Origin of the sequence: Halalkalibacter hemicellulosilyticusJCM 9152 (assembly GCF_000513115.1) — a bacterium.
Classification (GTDB): Bacteria; Bacillota; Bacilli; order Bacillales; family Bacillaceae_D; genus Halalkalibacter; species Halalkalibacter hemicellulosilyticus.
This window is the reverse complement of sequence record NZ_BAUU01000018.1, coordinates 53,407-79,974: the sequence shown is the minus strand read 5'-3', so window position 1 is coordinate 79,974 and position 26,568 is coordinate 53,407. Positions and strand designations below refer to the sequence as shown.

25 protein-coding genes and 2 pseudogenes are annotated in these 26,568 nt (G+C 43.1%); 9 read left to right on the top strand and 18 right to left on the bottom strand.

Translation table 11 applies throughout. The features are described 5' to 3' along the window. Nucleotides 1-398: 398 nt before the first annotated feature. Nucleotides 399-1,694 carry a C40 family peptidase gene (locus JCM9152_RS12645; RefSeq protein WP_052015922.1) on the bottom strand — a complete coding sequence of 432 codons (1,296 nt, stop codon included), beginning with the start codon at nt 1,692-1,694 and terminating at the stop codon, nt 399-401. 838 nt (nt 1,695-2,532) lie between these two features. On the opposite strand from JCM9152_RS12645, the gene JCM9152_RS12635 reads away from it, so the two are divergent. Then, nucleotides 2,533-3,189, top strand: coding sequence for a hypothetical protein (locus tag JCM9152_RS12635; protein ID WP_035344785.1), 657 nt, complete (start codon nt 2,533-2,535; stop codon nt 3,187-3,189). 933 nt (nt 3,190-4,122) lie between these two features. Here the strand turns inward: JCM9152_RS12635 and JCM9152_RS12630 are convergent. Next, nucleotides 4,123-4,296: pseudogene (locus tag JCM9152_RS12630) on the bottom strand (DUF4351 domain-containing protein); the annotation flags it as partial. A 215-nt stretch (nt 4,297-4,511) separates the two neighbouring features. On the opposite strand from JCM9152_RS12630, the gene JCM9152_RS23735 reads away from it, so the two are divergent. Next, nucleotides 4,512-4,781: an aldose epimerase family protein gene (locus JCM9152_RS23735; RefSeq protein WP_052015921.1), complete on the top strand. Its 270-nt coding sequence runs from the start codon at nt 4,512-4,514 to the stop codon at nt 4,779-4,781. Next, nucleotides 4,778-5,329 (top strand): aldose epimerase family protein, encoded by a 552-nt coding sequence (locus tag JCM9152_RS12625; protein ID WP_052015919.1) that lies wholly within the window; start codon nt 4,778-4,780, stop codon nt 5,327-5,329. The genes JCM9152_RS23735 and JCM9152_RS12625 overlap by 4 nt, the downstream gene beginning before the upstream one ends. Nucleotides 5,330-5,511: 182 nt before the next feature. Here JCM9152_RS12625 and JCM9152_RS12620 read toward each other — a convergent pair whose 3' ends face one another. Next, nucleotides 5,512-5,943: a hypothetical protein gene (locus tag JCM9152_RS12620; protein ID WP_035344779.1), complete on the bottom strand. Its 432-nt coding sequence runs from the start codon at nt 5,941-5,943 to the stop codon at nt 5,512-5,514. A gap of 308 nt (nt 5,944-6,251) precedes the next feature. Here JCM9152_RS12620 and JCM9152_RS24100 point away from each other — a divergent pair. The 4 genes and pseudogenes from JCM9152_RS24100 to JCM9152_RS12605 form a co-directional block, all read left to right on the top strand. Beyond that, nucleotides 6,252-6,704: pseudogene (locus tag JCM9152_RS24100) on the top strand (nuclease-related domain-containing protein); the annotation flags it as partial. Nucleotides 6,705-6,796: 92 nt separating this feature from the next. After that, a complete protein-coding gene (locus JCM9152_RS24095) occupies nt 6,797-7,198 on the top strand; it encodes an Sjogren's syndrome/scleroderma autoantigen 1 family protein (protein WP_148296495.1) in 402 nt (133 codons plus the stop codon). Nucleotides 7,199-7,343: 145 nt separating this feature from the next. After that, nucleotides 7,344-7,814, top strand: a complete 471-nt coding sequence (locus JCM9152_RS12610) for an NUDIX hydrolase (protein WP_035344773.1) — start codon at nt 7,344-7,346, stop codon at nt 7,812-7,814. Then, entirely contained in the window at nt 7,798-8,244 is a 447-nt protein-coding gene (locus JCM9152_RS12605) for a VanZ family protein (protein WP_052015917.1), read from the top strand. Before JCM9152_RS12610 ends, JCM9152_RS12605 begins: the two co-directional genes overlap by 17 nt. A gap of 315 nt (nt 8,245-8,559) precedes the next feature. Here the strand turns inward: JCM9152_RS12605 and JCM9152_RS12600 are convergent, their stop codons facing one another. Further along, entirely contained in the window at nt 8,560-9,699 is a 1,140-nt protein-coding gene (locus JCM9152_RS12600) for a CapA family protein (protein ID WP_035344770.1), read from the bottom strand. A gap of 266 nt (nt 9,700-9,965) precedes the next feature. On the opposite strand from JCM9152_RS12600, the gene JCM9152_RS12595 reads away from it, so the two are divergent. Beyond that, nucleotides 9,966-10,244, top strand: coding sequence for a sigma factor (locus JCM9152_RS12595; RefSeq protein ID WP_052015915.1), 279 nt, complete (start codon nt 9,966-9,968; stop codon nt 10,242-10,244). Next, nucleotides 10,241-10,477, top strand: a complete 237-nt coding sequence (locus tag JCM9152_RS24090) for a LuxR C-terminal-related transcriptional regulator (protein WP_148296498.1) — start codon at nt 10,241-10,243, stop codon at nt 10,475-10,477. The genes JCM9152_RS12595 and JCM9152_RS24090 overlap by 4 nt, the downstream gene beginning before the upstream one ends. A gap of 428 nt (nt 10,478-10,905) precedes the next feature. Here the strand turns inward: JCM9152_RS24090 and JCM9152_RS12590 are convergent, their stop codons facing one another. The 14 genes from JCM9152_RS12590 to spoIID all read right to left on the bottom strand — a co-directional run bounded on the left by JCM9152_RS12590 (nt 10,906) and on the right by spoIID (nt 26,542). Then, nucleotides 10,906-12,195, bottom strand: a complete 1,290-nt coding sequence (locus JCM9152_RS12590) for a methyl-accepting chemotaxis protein (protein WP_035344767.1) — start codon at nt 12,193-12,195, stop codon at nt 10,906-10,908. Nucleotides 12,196-12,487: 292 nt separating this feature from the next. Further along, the gene (locus JCM9152_RS12585) at nt 12,488-13,072 is read right to left on the bottom strand and encodes a TetR/AcrR family transcriptional regulator (RefSeq protein WP_035344764.1); all 585 of its coding nucleotides are present in this window, start codon (nt 13,070-13,072) and stop codon (nt 12,488-12,490) included. Further along, nucleotides 13,062-16,160, bottom strand: a complete 3,099-nt coding sequence (locus JCM9152_RS12580) for an efflux RND transporter permease subunit (RefSeq protein WP_035344761.1) — start codon at nt 16,158-16,160, stop codon at nt 13,062-13,064. Before JCM9152_RS12580 ends, JCM9152_RS12585 begins: the two co-directional genes overlap by 11 nt. Nucleotide 16,161: 1 nt before the next feature. After that, on the bottom strand, nt 16,162-17,517 hold the full coding sequence (locus JCM9152_RS12575; protein ID WP_035344758.1) for an efflux RND transporter periplasmic adaptor subunit: 1,356 nt from the start codon (nt 17,515-17,517) through the stop codon (nt 16,162-16,164). Between the two features lie 325 nt (nt 17,518-17,842). Continuing rightward, complete coding sequence (locus JCM9152_RS12570; protein WP_035344755.1) at nt 17,843-18,124, bottom strand: hypothetical protein; 282 nt, start codon at nt 18,122-18,124, stop codon at nt 17,843-17,845. Nucleotides 18,125-18,280: 156 nt separating this feature from the next. Continuing rightward, a complete protein-coding gene (locus JCM9152_RS12565) occupies nt 18,281-19,948 on the bottom strand; it encodes a sensor domain-containing protein (RefSeq protein ID WP_052015914.1) in 1,668 nt (555 codons plus the stop codon). Nucleotides 19,949-19,998: 50 nt separating this feature from the next. Beyond that, nucleotides 19,999-20,421, bottom strand: a complete 423-nt coding sequence (fabZ, locus tag JCM9152_RS12560) for a 3-hydroxyacyl-ACP dehydratase FabZ (protein WP_035344752.1) — start codon at nt 20,419-20,421, stop codon at nt 19,999-20,001. A 115-nt stretch (nt 20,422-20,536) separates the two neighbouring features. Beyond that, nucleotides 20,537-20,887 (bottom strand): DNA-directed RNA polymerase subunit beta, encoded by a 351-nt coding sequence (locus tag JCM9152_RS21415; RefSeq protein ID WP_052015912.1) that lies wholly within the window; start codon nt 20,885-20,887, stop codon nt 20,537-20,539. A 27-nt stretch (nt 20,888-20,914) separates the two neighbouring features. Beyond that, a complete protein-coding gene (locus JCM9152_RS12550; protein WP_035344749.1) occupies nt 20,915-21,757 on the bottom strand; it encodes a flagellar hook-basal body protein in 843 nt (280 codons plus the stop codon). Between the two features lie 12 nt (nt 21,758-21,769). Further along, complete coding sequence (locus JCM9152_RS12545) at nt 21,770-22,591, bottom strand: flagellar hook-basal body protein (protein WP_035344746.1); 822 nt, start codon at nt 22,589-22,591, stop codon at nt 21,770-21,772. A gap of 41 nt (nt 22,592-22,632) precedes the next feature. Then, nucleotides 22,633-23,637: a rod shape-determining protein gene (locus JCM9152_RS12540; protein ID WP_035344744.1), complete on the bottom strand. Its 1,005-nt coding sequence runs from the start codon at nt 23,635-23,637 to the stop codon at nt 22,633-22,635. A gap of 112 nt (nt 23,638-23,749) precedes the next feature. Continuing rightward, nucleotides 23,750-24,037 (bottom strand): sporulation transcriptional regulator SpoIIID, encoded by a 288-nt coding sequence (gene spoIIID, locus JCM9152_RS12535; RefSeq protein ID WP_035344741.1) that lies wholly within the window; start codon nt 24,035-24,037, stop codon nt 23,750-23,752. A 345-nt stretch (nt 24,038-24,382) separates the two neighbouring features. After that, complete coding sequence (gene spoIIQ / locus JCM9152_RS12530) at nt 24,383-25,210, bottom strand: stage II sporulation protein SpoIIQ (protein WP_035344738.1); 828 nt, start codon at nt 25,208-25,210, stop codon at nt 24,383-24,385. Nucleotides 25,211-25,525: 315 nt separating this feature from the next. Beyond that, nucleotides 25,526-26,542, bottom strand: coding sequence for a stage II sporulation protein D (gene spoIID, locus JCM9152_RS12525; protein WP_081728030.1), 1,017 nt, complete (start codon nt 26,540-26,542; stop codon nt 25,526-25,528). Nucleotides 26,543-26,568 lie beyond the last annotated feature (26 nt).

Below are 26,568 nucleotides of genomic sequence, written 5' to 3'. Positions count from 1 at the left end.
TATAGGGGCGGGTGGCAGAGCTGTGAATCAGCGGTTCGGTGAGGGGGAAGTGGCGAGGCCGATGCGAGCGACATAGCGGTTCCTCGTTCCTCTATTTCCTCAAATGCTTCTTTCCTGAGGCGAAGCGGTATCCTCATTCCTTTATTTCATCATTTTTGTGGTTATTTGCTAGAGAATTGGCTCATTAACGGAATGAGGATTCCCTTCCTTCTATTTTCTAACTGTTTTGCTACTAATAGCGGAATGTCGATTACCTTTGGACGACTGTGCTGTAATTGTGCTGAGGGCTGCTCGTGTTCTAGGGATACGGAGGTATTTGTAAGATTGATTCCTAATCACTCTGAATCTATTGAAATAGGCATTGAAAAGAGATTCTTTTCAATGCCTTAGAGCGTATCTTAGTGGAGGCGCTTCGCTCCAAGATAACGCTGACTCCAATAGCTATTGTTTAAATTCGCAATCGTGACACCTGTCGAGGATCCACTATGTACGAACTGATTGTTCCCGATATAGATTCCGTTATGAGATGGTCCACCTGTTGTATCAAAGAAAACGATATCGCCAACGGCTGGTTGTGAAACAGACTTGCCGGCATTCCATTGCAAAGCGACCGTTCGTGGAATCGATACACCTTGCTTATTGAATACATATTGAACGAAGCCACTGCAATCAAAACCATTCGTTGTTGTTCCACCCCAAAGGTACGGAACTCCAATTAAAGTCGCTGCATCAGCAACAACATTCGTTACAAATGCGGAGGAATTCGATGATGAGTTGTTTCCTCCATTAGACGCATTCGAATTATTATTGTTCTTATTCGTTGAGACTTCCTTTAGCTTTGATAACGTTTGCGGGCCGGCAATTCCGTCCACCTTCAAATTGTGCAGACGCTGGAAGTTACGGACTGACGTTGCTGTAATTTCGCCGTAGTAGCCAGTTGGATCTTGATTGAAGACACCGACTGAGCGAAGTTGTGATTGTAGCTCTGTGACAGCTTGTCCTGTACTTCCGACACGGTACACCTTGGATGTATCAAGCTTCGACGTTTGTTGAGGAAGTGTCGGCTTGTATTCAGGCTCCTTCACTTCTGTCTTGTTCTCATTCAATAGCTTCCCTATCGTTTGTGGACCAACGATCCCATCAACCTTAATGTTCATATCACGCTGAAAATCCCTCACCGCGGCTTCTGTCACACGACCGAAATAGCCTGTTACATCTGTGCGGAAATAGCCTTGTTCCTTTAGGATCTTCTGTAGCTCTTCAACATGCTTCCCGCTTTGCCCTTGGCGAATGAGCGATGAATAATTGGCAAGCGATGACGAAACTGACTGCGTCGGACTTGATGATTGTGTATTTGTGTTCGATGACGTCGGAGGTGCTACTTCACCGTCCATTAGCTCTAGAAGCTTGTTTAACGTTTGCGGACCAGCAATCCCGTCCACTTGAAGGTTATGCTCCTTTTGAAATTTGCGCACCGCATCATGTGTAATTGTGCCATAGTAACCGGTAGACTGGTCATAGTTGAAGAAACCCTTCTTCTTCAATGCATCTTGTAAATCCTTGACGTCCGGATCGGTCATACCTTTACGTAGCGTCTGATCACCTAAAGCAGCATCTGCAACCTGTGGCGTGGTGATCAATAGTCCAGTCGCAAATGCGGAAGAAATGACAACTCGTTTCAATGTCTTATTCATTCTAGTATTTTCCTCCTTGTACACTACTAGTATATAAGTCTAATAATTTCATTTTATATTCAACTTTCAATTCTTTCCATCATTATTTTTATTGTTGAAAACGATTACAATAACACATATATAATAGAAGAAACTCGGCTTTTCTGTTATTTAATCATGTTTTTTTATCTAAAAATGAGTCTAAAGTTGCATTTCTTAAAGACTACTATCTTTAATGAGAGGCTGAGTTTATGCCGTTCTTTATATAGGTCTAATAACCTTATACTAGTTTAATATGTTCGTTATTAAGTCCTTTGACTGATTCGATATATTGAACTTTGCAATGAGAGGCTCGTTGTAGGGTGTTGTAGGTTTTTTTGACTATTTGGGTAGTTTGTACATGGTAGCATGAGTTGATTTGGGGCGTTTTGAGTGGGGGAGAACAAAGGGTAGGCGACATTAGCGGTAGGTGGCATTCCTTTTTTGAGCAGGATTACTCTCTGATGGACATGCAGTGGACACGCTGCATGTCCATCAGAGGATGAGCGGTTCCTCTTTCCTCTATTTCCTCTAAATCCAGTTAATTCGAGGCAATTTGGTATCGTCATTCCTCTATTTCGCTTTTTGTGTGATAGAACGGACATGGAGGAGCACATTAGCGGAATGAGGAGTACCTCTCCCCCTCCTTTCACGGTATTTTCCCCAGATAGAGGTAGGAGGAGTACTTTTTGCGATTTAACAGTTGTAGGATAGTAGAAGTTGAGATAATATGTACTTATTAAGCACCCCGTTGCTTTTCCCTTTTCTTTCATCATTCTCTCCCCGTATTACTCCCACTCTAATAAAGGATGTGTTTCCAATGTCCACATTTGACCAAGAATTTAATGGATGGCTACAAAACCAAATAGCAGAGGAGCCTAACCATAGAAGGCGAGAATTTCTTGAAAACGGACTAGGCCATGGCACACTTGTGTTCCTTCGCGACATTTGGTTCCCCACTTTTGGCAACTTTAATCATTTATACCCTGAATGGGAGGTTCGAGATTTCAACGATGGCTACCGGTACCTCGATCTTGCATACAGACCTGGTCCTCACGTAAAAGGGTGTATTGAAATTCAAGGGTATGGTCCCCACGCTCGCGACCTTGATGTTAGACGTTTTAAAGATTTATGCTGGAGGCATTCTTTATTGGCCCTAGACGGCTGGATACTCTTACCTATTGCTTATCTTTCTATCAAAGAAGAGCCAAGTCGTTGTCAACAACTCACTCTTGCTTTCGTTGGTAAGTTTATCTCAGGTGACGCCCCTACAGAACTATCTTGGCTAGAAGCTGAAATTGTTCGTTACACTCGTCGTACTCTTCATCCTGTTACCCCTCTTGAAATCGCTCAACACCTTCACATTAGTGTACGACATACTCGGAAACTTCTAGTTAAATTAAAAGAAAAGCAAATCCTAATGGTTACTAGCGGAAAGAAACGCGCGCGAACTTATACACTTCGATCAAGAATCTGATTCTTATTGTTGAAGGCATTAACGTGTGCTACATACGGTTCCTCATTCCTTTATTTTCTCTAAATATCTTTTTTCACGTCGTTATGGTTCCCTCATTCCTCTATTTCGGCTCTTCTCACTCATTTCGAACTCTTTTTACTTGATTAGCGGAATGAGGACTTCCTTTACTTCTCAGGGGATGGAGGATTTGCCATTTAGCGGCAGGAGGATTACATTTGCTTCTCTCTAGTGCTCCATTCAATACAGAGGCTGAGGTGGACAGAGCGCGTAGGAGACGATTCCCCACCAAACTTCTCTCACAAAAAGCCCAGCACGAATACGCCACCGAAAGCCGCTTTCCGCTTTCGATGGCGTTAACTCTATTATTTTTCCAATCATGACACTCTGTCAGACTTTGTTCCCCACTATTCATTGGTTGACTCGGATGCAAGCTGTTTGATGATGTCTTTTGACAACCCCGATACACGCACAATCATACCAACATCCCTTTCTCAATCCCTTTCTCAATCCCTTTCTCAATCCCTTTCTTAATACCTTCCTCAACACCTTCCTTTCTCCATACCTTTCTCCATACCTCTCCGCTCATACGACACCATCACTCCCATGATCTTGTCTCCTTCCTTTCCTTTCATTTGTTTCACCTCGTCTGACTGGATGACCATTTATTTTTGCGCAGTTCCTCGTTCCTCTATTCACACCCCTCAGGCCATTTTGCCACCCTTGGCGGTTCCTCATTCCTCTATTTCCCCTGTTTCACAACTCACAACGCTCTTTTGCATCAAATAGCGGAACATCGATTACACGATTCAACTTTCAACCTTGAATTCTCATCATTAAAGGAATAAGGATGACCTATCGAAAGCGAAAGCGGCGATTCCTTATCCCTCTACTCACTTCACCTTACCGACCTTTTCACGATTCCTTCCCTATTTCTAACAGATCGACGCGGTATTTCTCTCCGACCGTGACGTCAGTGTAGAGCTCCTCCGTGAGAAAGCGGACATCGTCAAAACGGACAGCTTCGTACACTTGCGGGTAGAACAGCAGGATAAATTCTTCAAAAAAGGTCGTTAGCACTTCTTTAAACAATCGGTCATGGTCAATCATTCTCTTTCCCTCGTCAAAAACGTATGTTCGTATTTATTTTCCCACAATTAATACATGCACGAAAGGCGAACATGTTATAAAGATCGTCGATGTTAGTTAGTAGAGAGTAGGACCTTTCACCGATATGTTCACCATTTCGAGTCTTATACTAGACTTTTTTTGTCAGAAGATTATGATAGTAAGATAGACATTTCATTCATTGGAGGTACGAGAACATGAAAACCTATACATTGAAAAATGGAACAGCATCTGCTGAGGTGATTCCTGAACGTGGTGGGATCGTGACGCGCTTGCAGCTTGAAGGGCATGATTTGCTCTATTTGAATGAGGATACATTATACGATCTAGAGGCTAACGTTCGTGGCGGGATTCCAATTCTTTTTCCGATTAGCGGACAGCTTGAGAATAAGCAATATGAGTGGGAAGGTAAGACATATACGTTAAACAATCATGCTTTGCGCGTAATTTGCCGTGGGAAGTTGTGACCCAGGATGAGGATCAGCTCACGATTCGCTTGACGAGCACAGACGAAACGAAGGCTGGATTCCCATTTGATTTCGAGCTAGAGTTTACGTATCACTTGAAGGAGGGCAGCCTTGTCATTGAGCAAACGTACACGAACTTGTCTGAGGAACCGATGCCAATGTACCCTGGTTTCCATCCATATTTCCGTACAGAGGAGAAGGCCGTTGTCGTCGAAAGTGATGCGACGATTATGCTTGATTATAACGATCATGACTTGAAGCCGTTCGATGGGATCGTTGATTTAAATGAGAAGAAAGAGGCGATCGCACTCATTGATGCGGAGAAACCTCATGTCGCCTTTACATTGCCTGAGTTAGAGACGAAGGTGCGTATTAGCTATGGTGAGGATTTTCCATACGTCGTGCTATGGACTGAGGAAGGAAAGGAATTTGTTTGCGTTGAACCGTGGATGGCGAAGAATGGCGAATTTCATCGTAAGGATGAGCTCGTTTATGTGAAGAAGAGCAAGCCGTTGAAGACATTTTGCCGAATTGAGCTTGCAAATTAAGTGAAAGGCACTCTAAGGGACACTGAAAAGTTTGGTTTTTAACTTTTTTGGTGCCCTCCTCTCTCCATGGGGAGCCTTTCTTGTGAAAAGAATCGAAGAAAAGAGCGGAGCCATTCAATGAACGTTTGCTTCGCTCGTACACATTTTTTCTAAAAGTAACGGCTCCAGACCCCTACCGCAGTTTATTGAATCATATGCTCCATCTCAGCAAAGCCAAATGAAATAAGTACATCTATTTCCTCTTGTGTGAATCGAGCCTCTAGCTTTTCTTGAATGCGCTGCTTAGACTTATCGTCGATTCCTTCCTCGATGATTTCATAAATCTCCATCAGCTCCGTTAATGTTAAACGAGCGACTAATGCTTCGACCGTCTCTCCTTGAGCCGTTGCGACAACTGCTTGTTCTTCACGCGGTACTGCGCTCGCCGTTACAGCCTCCTCATGCCACGTGCTCTCCGTTATTTCCTTATTCAACAGCTGTCTCTCGCCTTTTTTCGAGTGATGCTGGACGGTGTACGAGGTACTCGTATCATCGTACGATTGATAACCTAAGTAGCCAGCACCTATAAATAGCAGGAGTACAAACACAGCGCCCGCTCTGATCGCTTTCCACATCAATCTCAGCTCCTTTCTCTGTTCTAGCATCAGTGTAGTCAAGCCGCGCCGAATTCATACGCACAGGTGCGGCGCAAGTGCGTATGAGACCAGCGAAATTTGTCGCTTTTGCTCATGCGAGCGCTTTCACTGATTTTTAGAGCGCTTTCAAGCGATTTTTGTGCACTCTCTCAGCCATTTTGCATACTCCTAGCAAAAGTGTGAGCGCTTTCAAATAAACACGCTTCTCTCATAAATAAAACCTGTACCATAGGCAGGAGGCGCACTCTTTCGTGACGAATAGTACTAAGTATGAAAGGAGTGATTCTATGATTGTAAAACCTTTGCGTGTGCCTTCGATCCTTTTTCAGCTGGATGGGTTAAGGCGACGCTTACCGCCTAATCATGAGCGGCAGACGATGATTCGTGAGCAGTGGCGGCGACGGGTGGCGGGTTATAAGGGCGAGAGGTCGCTACAGTATGAGCTGAGCTTCTTAGATCCGAAGCGGTATGACCTTTTTCATGACGTGAGGCTTGCGGTCGGGGACTCTTTCGTCCAGTTTGATCTGCTTATTGTGTGCTCGCGCTTCATTGTTGTCGTTGAGGTGAAGAATATCGCCGGACAGCTCTATTTTGATCCTGACTTCCACCAGCTCATTCGCACCTTCGAAGGCGAAATTGAGACGTTCCCCGATCCAATTGTGCAAAATGAAAGACAAGTCTCACAACTACAACGGTGGCTCTCCTCCTGTCGACTTCCGACCATTCCGATCCTCTCACTCGTGGTCATAAGCTCTCCTCATTCTCAAATCCAAACGAAAAAAGGTCACGAATCGCTCTCTGACTATGTGATTCATAAGTCGTTCCTCCCAAAATGGTTCAACGTTACGAACGAATCTATCAGCAACCTTCATATACAGATGGACACCTTCGACAATTTACTTCTCTTCTGTTACAAAAGCACGATCCTGCTGTTCGCTCTCTTCTTTCCGATTGGGATATCGCTCCTGCTACCTTACGACACGGTACTCATTGTCCATCATGTGATCACCTTCCTCTCTTACGCTCTCGTGGTAAATGGCTTTGTGCTTCCTGTGGAGAGTTTTCGCAATCTGCTCATTTTCATACTCTCCGTGATTATGTTTACCTCGTTGGCAATCGACTGACAAATAAGGAGGCGCAGCGTTTTTTACAAATAACGAGTAAGCACCTCGCTCGCTCATGGTTAAAAGGATTGCTGTTTCCGATGGGAAGAAGCGACGCCAATCGTACGTAATCTCACTTGATTCTTTACCTACTTTTATAAATATGTAACCGCATAATATCCTCTTTTTCGCTAGAATTCTCCGTTTTGTAAAATATTTCTTGTGATTTGTTTGGTAATAAAATGTATAATTAGAGACAAGAGGGAGTGTGGGAGCATGGATTACATACAACATATTCGTTCGATCGTCGGTTCTCAGCCGTTAATTTTAACAGCCGCTTCGATAATTGTGATCGATGATGACGAGCGCGTATTGCTACAGCATCGAACCGATACGAATACGTGGGGCTTGCCTGGGGGATTTATGGAATTAGGTGAATCGGTTGAAGAGGCAGCTAGGCGTGAACTAAAGGAAGAAACCGGTCTTACGCTGCATGAGATGGAGCTCTTTGCTGTCTTTTCTGGAGAGGAATTTTATTTTCAATATCCGAATGGGGATGAAGTGTATAACGTGATTGTTTCGTTTGTGGCAAAAGAGGTGAGTGGCACTATTTTAATTGATCACGAAAGCCATGATGTACGTTATTTTTCATTTGATGCGCTTCCTGAACAAATGATCCCAACAACACGTAAAATGATTGAGCGTTATCAAAGAGAGCAGGGTGATCGTGATGAAGAAGCTAAATAAATGGTGGATCATCGCTGTTAGCTGGTGTCTCGCCATCGCCATTGCCACCCGTCGTCCAGGGTTAACTGGTGAATCGACGGAATCGTTTTTTGATTTTATCGTCTTTATTGATCCTGAAATTATGAATTATTTCTTCCGCAAAGGTGTTCATTTAGCCTCATTTGGCTTGTTAGCTATCTTCTTCTTCATGGCATTAGATCGTATCCGTCGAAGAAAAGTACGTTATTATGTCGCATGGATTCTAGCGAGTATCTATGGTGCCATTGATGAGTTTCACCAAAGCTTTCTGCCGGATCGAACGGCAAGTGTACTCGATGTCTTTATTAATTCGCTCGGTGCGTGTCTTGCTCTAATGATTGTACATATATGCTATATTAGCGAACTCGAAAAGCGACGCCGCATGCTACGCAGTCGGCAGTTGGAGATGTAAATTGGTATGTTCATTCGACATTAAATAGTATGACATTGGAAAGATGCTTATTCTCGATGAATAAGTATCTTTTTCATCGAAAAAGCGTATTTACTTGACTAAGAAAAAAGCGTTAGTGTCTTTTCTTAATTGCGTTGTGCAGAGCCGTTACAGCTGTTTTCAGTTGTTCTGAAAGTGGAAAGTGTAACGAGCGAAGCCAGCCATGATCTCGCCCTAACTTCTTCGGTTCTTCTCAAATGTCTTCCTCGAATTTTATTCTTTCTTATCGTTTAAAAAACCTAGAGAAGAGTTATCCCTCTGCTCTAGGAAGTTGCTTTATTCCATATACTGAATCACATGCTCGCTCATTTCGTCATGTGTACTGCCATTAATCGGTGAGGCCCCGACTTCGCTTAGCTCTCGAACGCGATATGAGCCTTCTTCTCTCATCACGACCGTTGGTTCAATGTGAGGTGAATGAACCTTAAGGGAAACAAGCTCGTCATCAAGCGTTACCTTTGTCACATCGATGGTTGCAATCCCACCAATGTCAGTATAGTCAAAGTTCTGTCCTGACAGGAAGTTCCCTAATGAATAGAACACCGTCGTTTCATGACCATCCTCTTGCTCGATTACATCAATCGGCTGCAAAACGTGCGGATGGTGGCCAAAAATAATGTCCACACCTGCTTCGGCAAGGAGGTTCGCTTGATGAAGCTGATCTTCATTTGGTTCAAGAATATATTCAGCTCCCCAATGCATATGAACAATCAAAATATCGACTTGATCACGCAATGCTGCGACATCTTCCTCCATTTGCTCATCGTCAATTAAAGCGACCACATATTCATGGCCTTCAGGTACAGGAATACCGTTCGTTCCGTACGTATAAGCAAGAATACCAAGACTAATCCCATCAACGTCGACAATTCGATCGGTATCGCGGTCATCCTGATCACGATAAGCACCGACATAGCCAAGGCCAATTTCGTCATAATAATCAATCGAATTGTACACTAGGTCAAGCCCCCGATCTAACGTATGATTGTTGGCAACAGACACCAAGTCAACACCAGCTAGCTGTAAGTCACGAGCAATTTCTTGTGGACTGTTGAACATCGGGTAGGTTGATAACCCTAGCTCTTCTCCTCCAGGTAACGATTCTTGATTAGCCATCATAAAGTCAGGTGCCTCCATCAAATGCTTAACAGGTTCAAGCATTGGCATGAAGTCATAGCCATCCTCTACCTCCGCTGTTTCATAGAGACGTTCATGTAAGAGAACATCACCGACAGCCCCGATCGAAATCGTCGTTTCCTTCTCAACCGGTAGCGGTGGTTCTTCCTCTTGTTCTCGTTCGACCTCCGTTTCTTCAGGTGGTGTTACGGGCTCTTCTTCGACTGGCGGCTCTGTTGTTTGCTGACAGCCGACTAGCACGAGTAGCATGAGCACCACGATCATTTGAATCTTATTCATCTTATTCACTCCAATTATGTATCCATTTTGAATCGTGTCTTATTGTATCATGTTTCATCGAACTCTCGCGAAAAAAAGTATGTTTTTGCCATTTTCTAGTTAGCACCTTCTCCCAATTATTCAGTTTGGCCTAACCGAAACGGGAGATTTTGAAGAAGCGAACTAACCGAAAAGGGCCATTAGTGTAGATGCGATGGTCACCTTATTTTCGTATGGTAAACATACCGGGAATATGGATGAAGCGCGCTTCTAAAAGGATTAGAAGTATGATTGAAAATAGAACATTTGCTGAAGTCGCGAAACAATACGAGCCTCTCATTAGAGGACAAATCAAAAAGCTGAACATTTACCGTAATCGTGAGGAATTCTATCAAGTTGGGTTAATTGGACTGTGGAGAGCGTATGAGCAATACGATCAGGAAAAAGGGAGCTTTTCGACGATTGCGCTGTTCAAGGTGCGCGGTTGTTTGCTTGACTTTCTACGTAAGGAAGCTCGCTATAGCGAGCAGCATATTTACGGAATGGATATCGTATTTGATATATAGAAGATGAAAGCTGCCTGATCGCCGAATGGCTTGACCACAACCTTGATGATTTTCGCAAATTATTAACAGAACGCGAAGCACAATGGCTGTTTGACACGGTTATTCATGACAAGAAGCCTGCACAAATTGCGTACGAGCAACAGGTTTCAACTAATACTGTAGCCACTTGGCGTAAAAAGGCGAAATCGAAGCTTAAAGAAGCGCTGAAAAAGGAAAGGCCACTGAAAAAGTAAAAATCAACATTTTCAGTACCTTTGATTTGACTAGCAATGGCTTCACTCGTTGCTCGCCTGATACGAGAAACCCACTCGTATCAATCTTTTCAAAATAGGCAACGGTTACGCACATTGCTTAAAGGGCACCGAAAAAGTTAAAAACCAAACGTTTTCAGTCCCTTGGAAAAAGGGTGAGCTTCGAATTCATTGAAAAGAGGAAATATCAAGGCCACTGAAAAGTTAGTACCGCGCTCATGAAATTTCAACTGCATGAATGCACAGCTTATGCACAATCGGTGAACAAGTTGTACTTGATAATGAGTAAAGTTATTGTTATCCACAGTGTTATGCACATTATCCACCGATTTCTATGAAAAATCCACAAAAACTAACGTTTATATCAAACAAACTTAATCATGGCGCGTTCTGTTTATGTGGATAACTTTTTAAGGTTTTGTTGATAACTTCTTTACCGTTTTGTCTAATGAGACCGACATTTCCTCCAATGTATGCCCCATTTCTGTTAGCTGGGTCGCCGTTGAAAGCTGCTCTTCTGTCGTTGCAGCGATTTCCTCCGTACCTGACTGCGCTTCATCAACAAGCTCCACTGTACCGAGCATAAGCTCATTCACTCGTTCCCCTCGAGAAACAAGCTCTGCCATCATCTTCTTCATTGCAGCCGTTTGCTCTTTAATATCATCTGTTGCATCATCAATCGATGTCATGACTTGTGTCGTTCCTTGCATTTTCTCAACAATGCCATTCATACTAGCTTCATTTTCATGAATATCACGAACCATATGCTCTACTTCTTGCTGGATAGCTGTAATATGAAGCTGAATTTGTTCAATCGATGCTTGTGATTGCGTCGCCAAATTACGGACCTCATCCGCAACGACCGCAAAGCCCTTCCCATGCTCCCCTGCACGAGCTGCTTCAATCGAAGCATTTAACGCTAGTAAGTTCGTTTGCTCCGAAATCGACGTAATCAGCTCGATGATCTCATTAATTTCACGTGACTTTTCACTTAATCGTTTCACACCCGTTGCCGTCTCTGTGAACTTCGTCTGTGTCACAGTCGTCGTTTCCATCGAGGACTGTACCGCCTCCTGTCCTTCTTTAATAAGGGATAGTACATCGGTTGCTGAATCATCGACTTGATCGACACGGCTTGAAAAGCTCTTCATTTCCTGAGCCGTCGCTTCTGTTTCCTCAACGACCACTTGAATATCCTTAGTCATCGTTTCCGCAGACTGTGAGAATTGCTCTGTCGTTGATGCAATTTGTTCGGACGACTGCTGTGTCTCTAATAGTGCTTGTTTCATCCCGTTCGATTGCTTCGAAAGCTGATCACTTGATGAGCTTAACTCCTCGATTAGAGATTCCATTTGCTCAGCGGTCTCATTGAATACGATCCCGAGCTGCTGGAATTCATCACGTGTGCGGATGTTCACACGTCGATCATATTCATTCCTTTTAAACGCCTGTGCGATCTCTGTTAATTTTGCAAGAGGCTTGTTAACTAGAAAATGAATAATAAGAATAGAGCCAATTGCTCCGACTAACACAGTAAAGAGTGACGTCGCAACCGTCACCATTGTCGGATTCTCAATATAGGCATGCGCAAAACCTGTCACTGTTGCACTAATGCTCGTAATGACAAAAATAAGTAGTACGAGCAGTATCGTTACCTTCCACTGTAAATTCATTTTGAGCTTTTTATTACTAGCATTCAAACGAATCCCTCCCCATTCTAACGTGTATCCACAATATGTCATTTTCATCTATTTAAAAAGCTTATACCTATATTCAATTAAAATATTCTAATTTCAGTATAATTAGGCATAAGCTTACATAATGTGACTTTATCACTAGTATACAAGATGTGTTAATCGTTGCATAGCAGATTTTTCATACAATCAAATTGCTGTAAATTCGGCTTTTTACAATAAATTAAACTAAAATAGGGTGCGTCAAAAGGCTTATGAACCTTTCGACACACCCTACTAGCTTAACAGACGATCATTCTCATCTTTCGTTTCGCTTTGCTAGTCCTTGAAACAAATAATCGACTTGCATTTTTACAATTTCTTGACGAGTTTCCTTTTTCGTCTCAGGATAGAAATAAATCATTTTCAAGCTATGAATAAGCGTACTTGCGACTACCTCTGGATGGACAGCTCCCACTTCTTCTGACTGCTGGCCTTTACGAATGACCTTCGCAATCTTGCCGATAAATATGTCCTGTTTTTGCAGAAGCCATTCATGTAATTCATCAGGCATTTTACCGAAATCATTTAACATGAAATCGCGAAATTTGACTTCCTGTTGAAAGAAGTTCAAGTTGCATAGGAACAGGCGCTCAACTTTTTCTCGGACGGTTCCTGGCTGCTCAATCGCATCAAGTAGCTGTTCAAGAAAATAACCAAACCCTTTCTGCACAACTTCAAAAAGAAGTGCCTCCTTGCTTGAGAAATATTCATAGGTCGTTCCTTTTCCCACACCTGCCACATTGGCCACTTCCTGCATCGTCGCTCGCTCATAGCCATCTCGTAAGAAGACATGAAAGGCTGCCTTCAATATTTGCTCCCGTTTTGTTTCTTTATTCTTCAATTGGATCAACCTCCTGCTTTCGCTTACGTCTAAAAGAGAATGATCCGATTCGTTTTGACAAATTATCAAAGAAAATATACATGACTGGAATTAAGATCAGCGTGAAAATCGTTGATGCCATTAAACCGAAAATGATGACAACAGCCATTGGTGTTTGTGCTTCAGCACCTTGACCGAGTCCAAGTGCAAGTGGCACCATCGCTAGAGCGGTCGTTAACGTCGTCATGAAGATTGGACGTAAACGCGACCTACCGGATTCAATAATGGCTTCGTGACGGTCGAATCCTTTTTCCCTTAGAATATTAATGTAACTCACAAGGACAATCGCGTTGTTGACGACAATTCCGGCGAGCATAATGACCCCGACAAAAGCTGGGACACTTAGCGGCTCATTCGTAATGAATAACCCTCCGAGAACGCCGACTAGCATCGTTGGTAATGAGAACATAATGATAAACGGAAATAGGAATGATTCAAATTGGATCGCCATCACCATATAGACAAGGAAGATCGAGAGTAAAAATGCTAAGATGAGCTGCTCAAATGCATCGATCATCTCTTGTGACTGTCCTCCAATCGACATCGTGTAGCCATCTGGCTTGTTCATTCGTTCTAATTGTCGTTCGATTTGCGTTGTTGCCGTTCCAAGATCAACACCGACGAGATCACTCGTCACTCTCACCTCTCGCTGCTGATTACTGCGATTGATTTCGGTTGGCCCTTGAATTTGGCGTAATTCAGCAATGCTTGATAATGGAATTTCCGCACCTTGCTGATTATGAATCATCAACGTTTCGACATCTTGAATCGTTTGGCGAAATTCCTCTGGTAAAATGACACGCACATCAAATTCATTCCCCGCTTCACGATAACGAGTCGCCACCTGCCCATGATAGCCGAGCATAATTTCACTCATGACCTGCTGCTGTGTTAGTCCATATTGTGCCGCCATATCACGATCAACGACAATTTGTAACTCTGGGCTCCCTTCATTAACCGTACTATCTACATTCGTGATGCCTTCATTATCTTCAATCATCCACATAACCTGCTGAGCTAAATCTTCGAGTACATCTAAGTCGGGCCCACTAATATCGATTTGAATTGGCGAGCCACCTCCGAGTCCAGCGTCAACAGTAGCAATCGTCGTCTCGGCACCTGGTAGGTCGTCCATTTCCTCACTAAGCGATTGAACGAATTCCTCGGTCGTCATGCTTCGGTCTGACGGGTGAACAAGCTGAATAATAAACTCAATTTCACTTGAGCCACCGCCCATACCTTGTGAGCTACCGCCAATCATCGCATAACTTGTATCAATGATCTCTTCATATGGCTGAAGCGTTCCATTGACACGTTCTGCTATTTCATCAAGCTCTGCAAGTCTTGTCCCTGTCTGAGTCACGACATTCATTTGCACTTGTCCTTGGTCTGCTTCAGGGATAAAGGACATCCCGATAAACGGTGTTAGCGCCAAGCTTGCGACAATCGCTAACCCTGTTAGGGCAACCGTCGTCTTACGCTTAATGAGCGCCCAATTTAAGACACGCTCGTACACATCCGTCGCCTTTTCAAACCAGCGATCAAAGCCTTTCTTCTCCTCAGGCTCATCGACCTTCACTTTGGATAGCAGCTTCGATGACAGCATTGGAATAAGTGTCAACGAGACGACGAGTGAGGCGAATAAGGCAAAGGCGACCGTATACGCGAGTGGTCGGAAAATTTCAGACGCTAACCCTTCAACGAAGACAATGGGCAAGAATACAACCACGCTCGTTAATGTCGACGCGAGCACTGCTGATGCTAGCTCTGATCCACCTTCCTTCGCCGCTTCTATCATCGAATAGCCTTGCTGGCGTTTACTGAAGATATTTTCTAATATGACGATCGAGCTGTCGACCATCATTCCGAGCCCGAGTGCGAGCCCTCCCATCGAAAGGACATTTAACGTTTCTCCAGTAAAATACATAAGCGTAAATGTCGAAATGATCGCAATTGGAATCGAAATTCCGATAACGAGCGTCGTTCGAATACTACGCAAAAATACGAGTAACACAATAATTGATAGTACCGCACCAATGAGCATATTGTTGACAACACTAGCAATCGATTGGCGAATAAAGTCCGACGTATCAATAATCACATCAACTGAAAATTCACTGTCCGCTAATTCAGCTTGCACTTGCTCAATCGCGCGGTACATGTTGTCAGCCACTTCAACCGTATTTCCATCCGACTGCTTCATAATCGATAATACGACCGCTTCGGAGCCATTAACCTCTGAGCGTAGATCAGGTGTGCGAAATGTATCTGTCACATTCGCAACATCATTCACTGTAATCGTTCCGCCAGATGGAAGCATAACCGGTGTATCACCTATATCCTCAACGGTTGTGAAATCACCATTGATTCGTAGCTGTAAATCTTGCGTTCCCCGCTCAAGTGTCCCCGCGGAAACTGATTGATTTTCTGCGGATATGGCTTGGACAATTTGTGTACCATTTAACCCATAAGAAGCGAGCCGTGCTTGATCCATTTGCACTTGAATCTCTCGTGTTAACCCACCTTCGATTGAAACCGACGCGACACCGTCCACTCTCTCAAATGCTGGCTGGATATCACTTTCAGCGAGCTGCTGTAAAATGTCCGGTGAAGCACCAGACACCCCGACCCACATAACTGGAAGCTGCTGAGGATCAAATCGGAGAATCGAAGGACGTCCAGCATCTTCTGGCAAGGCGCCAACGACCTGGTCGACCCGCTCTCTAATTGTGTTCATCGATTCATCAATATTTCGTCCCCAGTCAAATTGTAAGATCACTAATGATGAACCTGCTGAAGACATCGAATCAATCGCTTGTACTCCTTCAATCGAACCTACTGCTGATTCGACCGGCCTTGTTACAAGCTGTTCCATTTCCTGTGGAGCTGCACCTTGATAAGAGGTAGCAATGACCGCAACAGGTACATCAATATTTGGGAATAAATCAATCGATAAATTTTTCAATGAGATCCCACCGAGAACTAGCGCCGCTAAGACGAGCATAATGACCCCGACAGGACGTTTGACTGACGTTTCAACTAACCTCATACTACACCTCCTCGACGATACGAACAAAGTCGCCATCGTCAATGAGATGCTGACCTTTTACTACGACTTGATCTCCTACTTCGATTTCTCCACTAATCGCTGATTGCTCACTATCAAAGCGAATAACCTCTACCTCTACTTCACGTGCTGTACCTTCTTCAACAACAAAAACAAATGCTCGTCCCTGACTTTCTAAAATCGCCTCGGTTGGAACAATTTGCTCATCCTCGACTAATACTTCCTCAACAAAGACGGACGCGACCATTCCTTGACGAATATTAGCATCTGTATTGGCAAGCTCTATTTCAATAGGAAAGAGACGTGAATCATTAACAGATGGAGCAATGAACGTGACCTCACCCGTTTGCTTATCACTGACGCTACTAATCTCCACCTCTAACTCCTGCTCAAGTGAGAAGTAGCTGAGCTGATCGGCTGTGACATTTAACGTAACGATGACAGAATCAAGTGAGATCAGCTGAGCAAACGGTGCTTGTGGGGAGACGATATCACCCTCACTTGCTTCAACCGCTAATACCTCTCCGTCTGCCGATGCACGAATAATTGCATCATCTAGCCTTTCCTGCGACCGTTCCACAGCTTGCTCGGCTTGCTCGACCATACGTGCAGCTTCATCTACAGCTAAATCGGCTTCTGTGACGGATGAACGGGCCATCTCAACACCGGTTTCGGCCTGGTCTACAGATGCTTCAATAGAGGAAATACTTTGCTCTGCACTCATTTGCGCATTTCCTCCCGATTGTGAGGCGAGTAACCCTTGCAGTAGCTGCTCCGCTTGCTCAACCTGATCTTCGGTTGCGCCTCCCTCTTCTAATGATTCTCGTAGCTGATCAACCATTCGCTCCGTTTCAGTAATTTGTTCCTCTAACGCATGCTCTTGATCATTTTTCGCCTTCTTAGCATCCTCTAATCCTTGCTCTGCTTGACGAAGCTGTGATTGTGCTTGGCTCACATTGGCTTCTGCCTGTGTCTTCCCATTTTCTGCGCGTCGCAGTCCACTACGTGCCTGCTCTAGTTGCGCCTCATCAGCTTCAAGCTGTAACCGTAAGTCGCGATCATCCAAGCGAGCTAGCACATCGCCCTCTTCAACTTGATCCCCTTTTTCAACAAGCACTTCAACGACTTCACCTGTTACCTTAGGCATCACGACCTGTTGGCCACCAGCCTGAACTTGTCCGATAAAGCGGTTCTCTCCGATAATGTCCCCCTGTATCACTTCGTCAACCGCTACTGCTGTTTCCTCTGGCTCAGCTTCTGTCTCTACATCTGATCCACAAGCTGCAAGAAACAATACAAAAAAGCCTACTGTCCATGCTGATAATGATTTTATCGTCACACTTCTCCACTCCTCTTTTTTCTTTCACAACGATTCCGACTGACCAGTCAGTTTTGATCTACTCTGATTGTAATTTCTCGACCTATTAACGTCAAGAAGATTCGTTTCATTTCTAAAGGAGGGTTGATTGTTAGAGGTTAGATACCCAAATATGAAAGCGCTCACTTTTTCGGCGAGAGTGTGCTGTTTTTAATTGAAAGCGCTTTATCCCGTCGCGAGAGTGTACAAAAACAGAGTGAAAGCGCTCACATTACGCAATTCGACCCATTTCGCCCCTCTCTCCACATGAAAAAGGAACCCCATTTATCGGAGTTCCCCTTCTTCCTTAATCATCCTCGTCCTCTGCTAGTTCATCGCCAGTCTCATCATCTTCTAAATCGACGTCGATTTGTTCCTCAGCATCGTCCATATCTGCATCTGGATCTGTTTCGAGTGGCTCATCCATTGGTGGCTCTTCGTCTGGCGTTTGAGCTGGATCATCAATACCATTACCGTCTTCCATAATTGGATCTTCTGGCATTGGCTCCTCTTCAGCTGGTGCACATGCTGTAATTAACCCCACTGCTAAAACAGCAATTGCGACTGATGTTAACCATTTCTTCATCATATTGTGATACCTCCATGTTGAAAATTGTCTAGCTGTGTTGTAGTATTCACCTTGAGTAATTATTATATTCATACTTGTATAAGTTAATATAAATTCACTCCATGAGAAGAGCCATACAGCAATGTATGGCTAACTTGATCCATCTATTTCCTTTCACTATACTCTCATTAATGCCTCACATTGAGCGGATGGAACAGGCTTGCTAAAATAATAGCCTTGGGCGTGCTTGCACCCTTCGTCTTTTAATAATTGAAGCTGCTCCTCTGTTTCAACCCCTTCGCATATCACACTAACGTCCAATGTTTTGGCCATTCCGATGATCAATCTAACAATTGCATTTTTCGTTTGCGATGGTTCACCGCGTACGAAGGATTGGTCGATTTTCAACGTATCAATTGGAAAAAGGCTCAACTGACTCAAGGAGGAGTAGCCTGTTCCAAAGTCATCTAATGAAACGTGAACACCGACACCCTTTAAAATTCTCAACTTCTCACGAATATCGTCAACTTGAAGAGCGGCCGTATTTTCCGTTATTTCTAAGCACAAATATTCAGGCTCTAGATTGGAAAGCATTAGTGCCTTCTCGACTCGCTTGATAAAGTCAGGCTGTTTAAAAAAGGCTTTTGACACATTCACAGACACAACAAGCTGACGCCCAACGTCGTGCCATTTCTTCCCTTGGCTACAAGCTTGATTTAAGACCCATTCATCAATATGAGCAAGAATCCCCATTTCTTCCGCAATTGGTAGGAAAACACCTGGCGCCATCACGCCGTGCTTAGGGTGATTCCAACGAACAAGTGCTTCGACTCCATAGGGCTCGGCTGTTTCTACATCAACTTGAAGCTGGTAAAAGACCTCGAGTTCATCGCTTTTCAACGCTTCAAACAACCCCTGCTCAAGAGCAAGCTCCTGTCCGACACGGTCATTCATTGTCGTTCGATAATAAACGTAATGGTTGCGTCCTTCCATTTTTGCATGGAATAGAGCACTATCGGCATTTTGCAATAAAGTTGTCACGTCTCCTCCATTCTCAGGAAACGAGCTAATCCCCATACTTATCGTCACGATAAAGGAATGATTGCCGATTGCAAAAGGCCTTTCAAACGCACGGAAGATTTGTTCAATCTTTGCTAGTGTTTTAGCGTGAGTATGATTTTTTAATAATATGATAAATTCATCACCGCTCACACGACTTAAGATGCTTTCGCCCACAATGTGACGTAAGCGTTGCGCTACTTGCAAAATAAGCTGATCACCCATATCATAACCATAATTTTTGTTAATCTTCTCAAAACGATCTAAATCAAAGAAAAGAATGTCTAATCGACCAGCCTCATGTTCCTCTTGCCTGATCGCCCTTTCCGCAAGCATCATCAACATATGACGGTTAGGTAATCTCGTTAGCTGATCATAGTTTGACAAATACGTAAGTTTCTCTTCTTTCGCTTTCTTCTCTGAAATATCGCGCATTATCCCAATATAATAACAAATTCCTGATTGCTGCTCGACCTTCGTAAGAGACAATGTCGACCAAAAAGATTCCCCTTCGTGCCGCAAAACTCTAATATCACCTGACCAACCTTCTTCTGCCGTGACCGATTGAACTAGGAGTTCTACTGTCTGACCATCATCAACCAAAACATTACGAATAGGCTGATTTAAAACGTCATCAGAGGAATATTGAGTCATTTGCTCAAACGCTGGATTCACAGCGATAATACGCATATGATTATCTATTAACAGCAGACCATCATTCATACAATGAACTAACGTCTCTATATTCTTATCATTTTCGATAAACCGAGTAAAAGCTGTATTCATGAGTGGGCCTCTCCTTCATCATGACGTGAAATGAATCGTTCATTTCCGGCTTATTGAATAGCAAAGGTCATATCAAGCTCCGCTGCCACTTCACCATCTACTGAAGCCACTGCATGTCCTTTTCCTATTGGGCCCTTCATCCGAGTAATTTCAACCTCTAGTCTTAGCTGATCTCCTGGCTTCACTTGTTTCTTAAAACGGCACTTATCAATGCCGGCAAACATCGCTAATTTCCCTCTATTGGCTTCGACCTTCAAAATAGCGACTGCTCCAACTTGAGCAAGAGCTTCTACAATAAGCACTCCTGGCATAACAGGATATTCTGGGAAATGTCCATTAAAAAACTCCTCATTTGCCGTTACATTTTTAATTCCTACTGCCTTTTGCCCCTCTTCTAATTCAACAATACGATCAATTAATAAAAAAGGATAACGATGTGGAATGATTTCTTTAATTTCTTCAACTGTAAGCAATAACCTCATCCCTTCCAAGATGTTTTTTTCATATTATACCATATTTTTCATTTCCAATGCGAATCATTCAAGTCTAATTGACCTTGTAAACGAACAACAGAAAAATCCGAGGAAGCTATCTTCCTCGGATCATGTCCATTAAATAATACCATAAGTCTGGCTTTAAAATTTCAGCTGGGTTGTCTCCGTTTCCAACAATAGCAAAGCCAACCATCAGTCCAACGAGAAAGCTACCACCAATGAGTACAATCGAAAGAAGAATTCGTAGCCATATTGGGATCACCCGCAATCGCAGGCGTTTACGGCGATATCTCTGCTTTGAATGTTCATCATCATTTGTTTCAACCTGTTGTGCTAACTCATTGGTCGATTGAGAGCTCGTTTTCTGTTCAACAGATTCCTGTTGAACGACCGGCTCTTCCTTATTCGCTTCTTTCACGTTTTCAGTTGCCTTCTTTTCAGTCATCGTATACTCCCCAAATCTAAATCACGCTTATCTTCGGATTCCGTTTATTAAACCAGCCATATCATCTGCAATTGAAATGGACTGTCCATTAAATTGAAAATGACGCTGTGCCTGAATGAGTTCATTCATCTCATTAGACAAATCCACATTCGAACCTTCCAATACTCCTTGCTGAACGAGTTGTGGTGTGATTGCGGCTGCTTCAATTACGTCAGCCTCATCAAATCCTAGCTCATCTAAATTAGGAACGACGTACCGATTATCACCAGTCGCAGTTAGGAGTTGTGGCTTTAACACACGAGTCAGTCCAATTTGACCGATATCTTGCTGAGTACCATCCTCTAATGTCGCTACAAGCATTCCATTGCCCGCTAGCTCAAGAGATTGAAAGTTTTCTGGAACATTCAGTCGTTCCCCTGTTGCACTAAGGACAAAACTTCCATCAGATGTGACAATCGACCATTCACCTGGATTATCAACGCTTTCTGTTAAATAAAATGCTCCATCACGAGTAAGCTGCTCTGTCACCTCACCACCGACAACTGTTTCAATTTGGAAAAATAGATCACGCTCTGTCAAGGCAAAATCAAGCTCACGTTCTGTTGTGAGTAGTGAGCCTTGCTCTAGGCGTAGAGCGGTTTGTGCCAACCGGGCACCCGAGCCAACTCTAATTCCATCAGGTGTTAGACGCCCTCCCTCCATTTGAAGGTTTGTCTGATTGTACACTTGTTGGAAAAGTAAATCAGAAAAGGTTGCTTCCCGACGTTTAAATCCATTTGTATTGACATTCGCCACGTTATTGGAGATCGTATCAATTTTTTTCTGTAATTGTCCCATCGTCACAGCGCCTGCAATCATTGATGTATTCATCCTCTAACCCCCTTATCCAATCCGTCCAACTTCATTCACTGCCTTTTCTAAGCTTTGGTCATAGGCCTGCAAGACACGTTGATTCGCTTCAAATGCACGATAAGCTGTCATCATTTCCGTCATCGTTTGCCCTGCATCGACATTCGAACGTTCCACAAAGCCTTGCTGCAGCTGATACGTAATCTCACCATCGTCTACAGCAGAAGGAAGCTCACCCTCTTCTGTAAATCGTAATAGTCCGTCGCCTTCCTTCACTAAAAGCATTGGGTCCTCAGCTACAACAACATTAATCTGTCCGACCTGTGCTCCGGCTTCATTTGTGACAATTCCATTTGGGGCAACAATAAAGTTCTCGTTATCGACTTGAATTCGTTCACCATCGACATCAAGAACATAACGTCCTTGTGCGGTTGTGAGAAACCCCTCGCCATCAACTGTGAAATTACCATTGCGACTATATCGAATCTCATCCTCATTATGTTCAATCGTATAAAATAAAGCCATCTCACGTCCGTCTTCATTCTCAGGTAGAACGCCTTGTAATAACGCGATATCCGTCGCGTTCCTTGACTCGACTAAATCACCTTGCTTAAAATTAGGCATTCGTTCTTGGAGATACACTCCTGTCGTTAGCTCCCCGATCGGATATGAGCGTCTACCCGGCATTGCTTGAGTATCGACTGCATGTAAGAGCATATTAGGAAATGAGCGTAATGATGCCTGATCCGCTTTAAAGCCTGGTGTATTTGCATTTGCTAAATTATTTGATAACATTTCTTGTCGATTTTGTTGAGCCACCATTCCAGCAGCCGCTCCATATAATCCGCGAAGCATGGACATTCTCCCCCGTTCTTTCTTATGAATAAATGTATGTATTAAATCTGAATTTTTTTCGTTGACATACGATCTAAATTTTCTAAGATCATTCCAGTCCCTTTCGCTACACAATGCATAGGTTCATCAGCAACGAGAACAGGTACTTTTAACTGATCTGATAGAAGTTGATCCATTCCGTGCAATAGAGCTCCTCCACCTGTTAAGATCACACCACGGTCGATGATATCCGCCGATAGCTCTGGTGGCGTTTGCTCAAGTACTTGCCTAGAAGCTTGTACAATATAATAAACAGATTCACGTAACGCTTCTTCTATCTCATTTGAGTTTATCGTAATTGTGCGTGGAAGTCCACTAACCATATCGCGTCCACGTATATCAATTTCTTCCTGTCGTGCACCTGGAAATACAGTAGCCACTTGTACTTTGATATTTTCAGCTGTACGTTCACCAATAAGTAGTTTGTATTTCTTCTTAATGTACGCGAGAATATCCATATCAAATCGATCACCTGCGATTTTGATAGAAGAGGCGGTGACGATATCTCCCATTGATAGAACTGCGACATCCGTTGTTCCACCGCCTATATCTACAACCATATTTCCACTTGGCTGAAAAATATCCATCCCTGCGCCAATCGCTGCGACCTTAGGCTCTTCTTCTAAATACACGTTTTTCCCGCCACTCTTCTCAGCTGCTTCACGGATTGCTTTCTGTTCAACTGATGTAATATTGGTTGGACAGCAAATTAAAATGCGTGGTTTTGAAAAGAAGCTCTTGACGTTAATCTTAGCTAGAAAATGCTTAAGCATTGATTCTGTCATTTCAAAGTTAGCTATGACCCCATCTTTCATCGGGCGGAGTGCCACAATATTTCCTGGTGTACGTCCTACCATACGGAATGCTTCTTCACCAACTGCAAGAACTCGTTTCGTTGTCGTATCAACTGCTACAACTGATGGCTCGTTTAAGACAATTCCATTTCCTTTCACGTGTATTAACACATTTGCTGTACCTAAATCTATCCCAATATCTCGACCAAACATTATTTTCGTTCCTCCCTATTCCGAACATAGAAATCGTACGTTTACTAATACGATGTACCTAATTGTTAATTTTATCATATAAATGTCGAAACGGGTGGAATTTTTTCAAAAATTAGTTAGGAGTTTGTACAGCAGATGGTTGATTGTCTTTTTCGGACTTTCGATACTTTACTTTCGTCGCCTCTCCGCCTCGCAGGTGGCGAATAGACTTGTGATACTCCAAAATTTCTTTCACTTCGTTTGCTAGTTCTGGGTTGATCTCTGGTAAACGCTCTGTGAGGTCTTTGTGTACGGTACTTTTCGAGACTCCAAATTCTTTTGCGATAGTTCGAACTGTCTTTTTGGACTCGACCACATACCTACCTATCTTGATGGTTCGCTCTTTGATGTAATCGTGCACACGACTCGCCTCCCTAATTCAATCTTGGTGATTGGTACAGTTTATTAGCGAGGTAAAGGAGATATACCACCTTATTATCGGGACAGGCGCGAGTTTTCTTATATAGGGTTTGTCTAAGGCGAAATATCAGGGGTTAGAATCTCTCCTTCAGGTCTGGGACCTCATTCTGCGATTTCACACTCATAGGGATTTTTGAGGGACTTTCCACTTCGCATGCTGAAACGGCATGTTTCTCCATTTAGCGGAATGAGACGCCGCTTGGTATTTCTTAATCCAAAACCTACGCCACAAAAAAAGTGTGACAAAAAGGCATTATGTCCCTTTTTGTCACACTTACACATTGTATTAAGAATGAAGCTCATGAGATTCAGCTGATTCATCATTTGAATCTGATTCATCTTGATCATCTTTTGCTGGATCCTGCTCTTCTTCTGCTTCTTTCTCATCTTCCTCTTGTTCCTTCGCAATATCCTCAATGGCATCAATTGGTTGATCAAACACATTGTTCGGGTTAATCGCTACTTGATCTTGACGAATTTCAAAGTGAACATGAATGCCAGCGTCCTTATTATACACATTTCGACCAGCAGTTCCTAACACATCACCTTGCTCGACTGTGTCACCTTGCTCGACTTCTACCTTCTCTAGACTGTGATAATGTGTCACAACATCATCCTCATGTGAGATTTCGACAATGTAGCCAAGTAACTCATCTTTTTCAGCACGGACAACCGTACCTGATAAAGCGGCAATAACATCGAAACTCTCGCCATCAACATGAGCAAAATCCATTCCTTTATTCGGATAGTACTCATTATTATAATAGACAAGTGCTTCTTGTTGCTCCTCAGCCGTCGCATGAACGTCATAGAAGTAACCGACAATGTTCATCTCATGTTCATTCTCAAATGGCATCTGTACGCGCTCTGACATCGATGTAACCGGAAGGGCATCTTCACCATATGGATTCTCATATTGACTTACGCCATCAGCATCCATTCCGGTTTCAGGTGCAGCTGTATCCTCATTATTTTGTAGCATGAATACAGCGCTTAGTACTAGAGCAGCAGCAGCTAAATAAAGTGCAGGAATAACCCAACGTTTACGTAAAATACTTCGAATATTGATTTTTGTTTCCTCATTGTTAGAAGATCGATTGTTATCTTCTCTCATTTCTCATCACCTCAGCAACCATTGTGATCAGAATGATTGATTTCTATACATATTTTCGGAAAAAAATTTTTTGTGTTTAGTATTTGAGAGTTTATATCGTATTATACATCTCATTTTGATTACTTTTATTTTTTGATATAACAAAAGGTTTGTCCCAAAGTAAAGAAGGACAAACCGATAAGAAGAGATATGTGTAACCATTTGCTATTTTAAAAGCCTGATACGGATTGGTCTTCTCGTATCTGGCAGGCAATGCAACCCACTGAAAAAGTTGATTTATCCTTTTTCAGTGGTCTCATTATTAAGTATGCTCTCTTATTCCGCCTTAGCAGTTAGCTCTTGAACATACGGATCAACCATTTCAATCGTCACACCTTGATAATAATGATTGACGATCTCCTCATAATCTCTTCCTTCCTTTGCCATACCGTCAGCTCCATACTGGCTCATCCCGACACCGTGTCCCCAACCGCGTGTTTGTACGATAATTTGGTTTCCTTCACGCCGCCATTGAAAATCAGAGGAATCAAGTCCGAGCTCCTCTCTTACGTATCTGCCTGTTAATTCAGTGCCATTAATATTTACTTTCGCCACTCTACTTCCTTTTGTCCGTTCAGATATAACACCGACTGATTGATCTTCAGGTAACGTGACACCTAACTTTTGCTCAAATTCCTCCACCGTAAAAGTCGTTTCGGCTGTAAACCGTGGTGAACGTTGATCCCAAGGGCTTTCAACGCTTCTTAAATAAGGGATCTCATTTTCCCAATAGTCTTCTGAATTTTCCGTATATCCATTACTAGTCGAAAAGAACATCGCATCAATCGGTTCGTCATCATATGTGAGCACTTGACCTTGCGTCGAGAGAACCGCCTCTTCAATTCGTTTCATAAAGTGTTCATACTCACTTCCCCACTTCTCTCTAAGTTCCTCTTCATCTTTATACACTTGATGCATAATCGTATCTGTAACCATCGCACCCTCAGGTAAATCGACATCTTGAGGTGCGAGCATATGTCTGATCATATAGGTTCTAGCTGTTAGTGCCTGTGCCTTAAGTGCTTCCATTTCAAAGGTTGCATTCATTTCAGAAGCGACGACACCCATTACATAAATCTCGAGTGGTAACGTATCAATCACTTCTTGTTGACTGCGAAAAACGGCAATGGAAACATCTTCTGACGGGTCATAATCCCATCCACTTTCTTCGTCTGTAGGGGCTGATTGCATCACATTTACATCTGGTGATGGTGATACAATCACAACAAGCATCGTTGGTATGACGAGGATAACTGTGCAGAGAATAAGTGCTACAATGAGAATTCGTTTCATAATTTAGTCCCCCAATGTGAAATTGT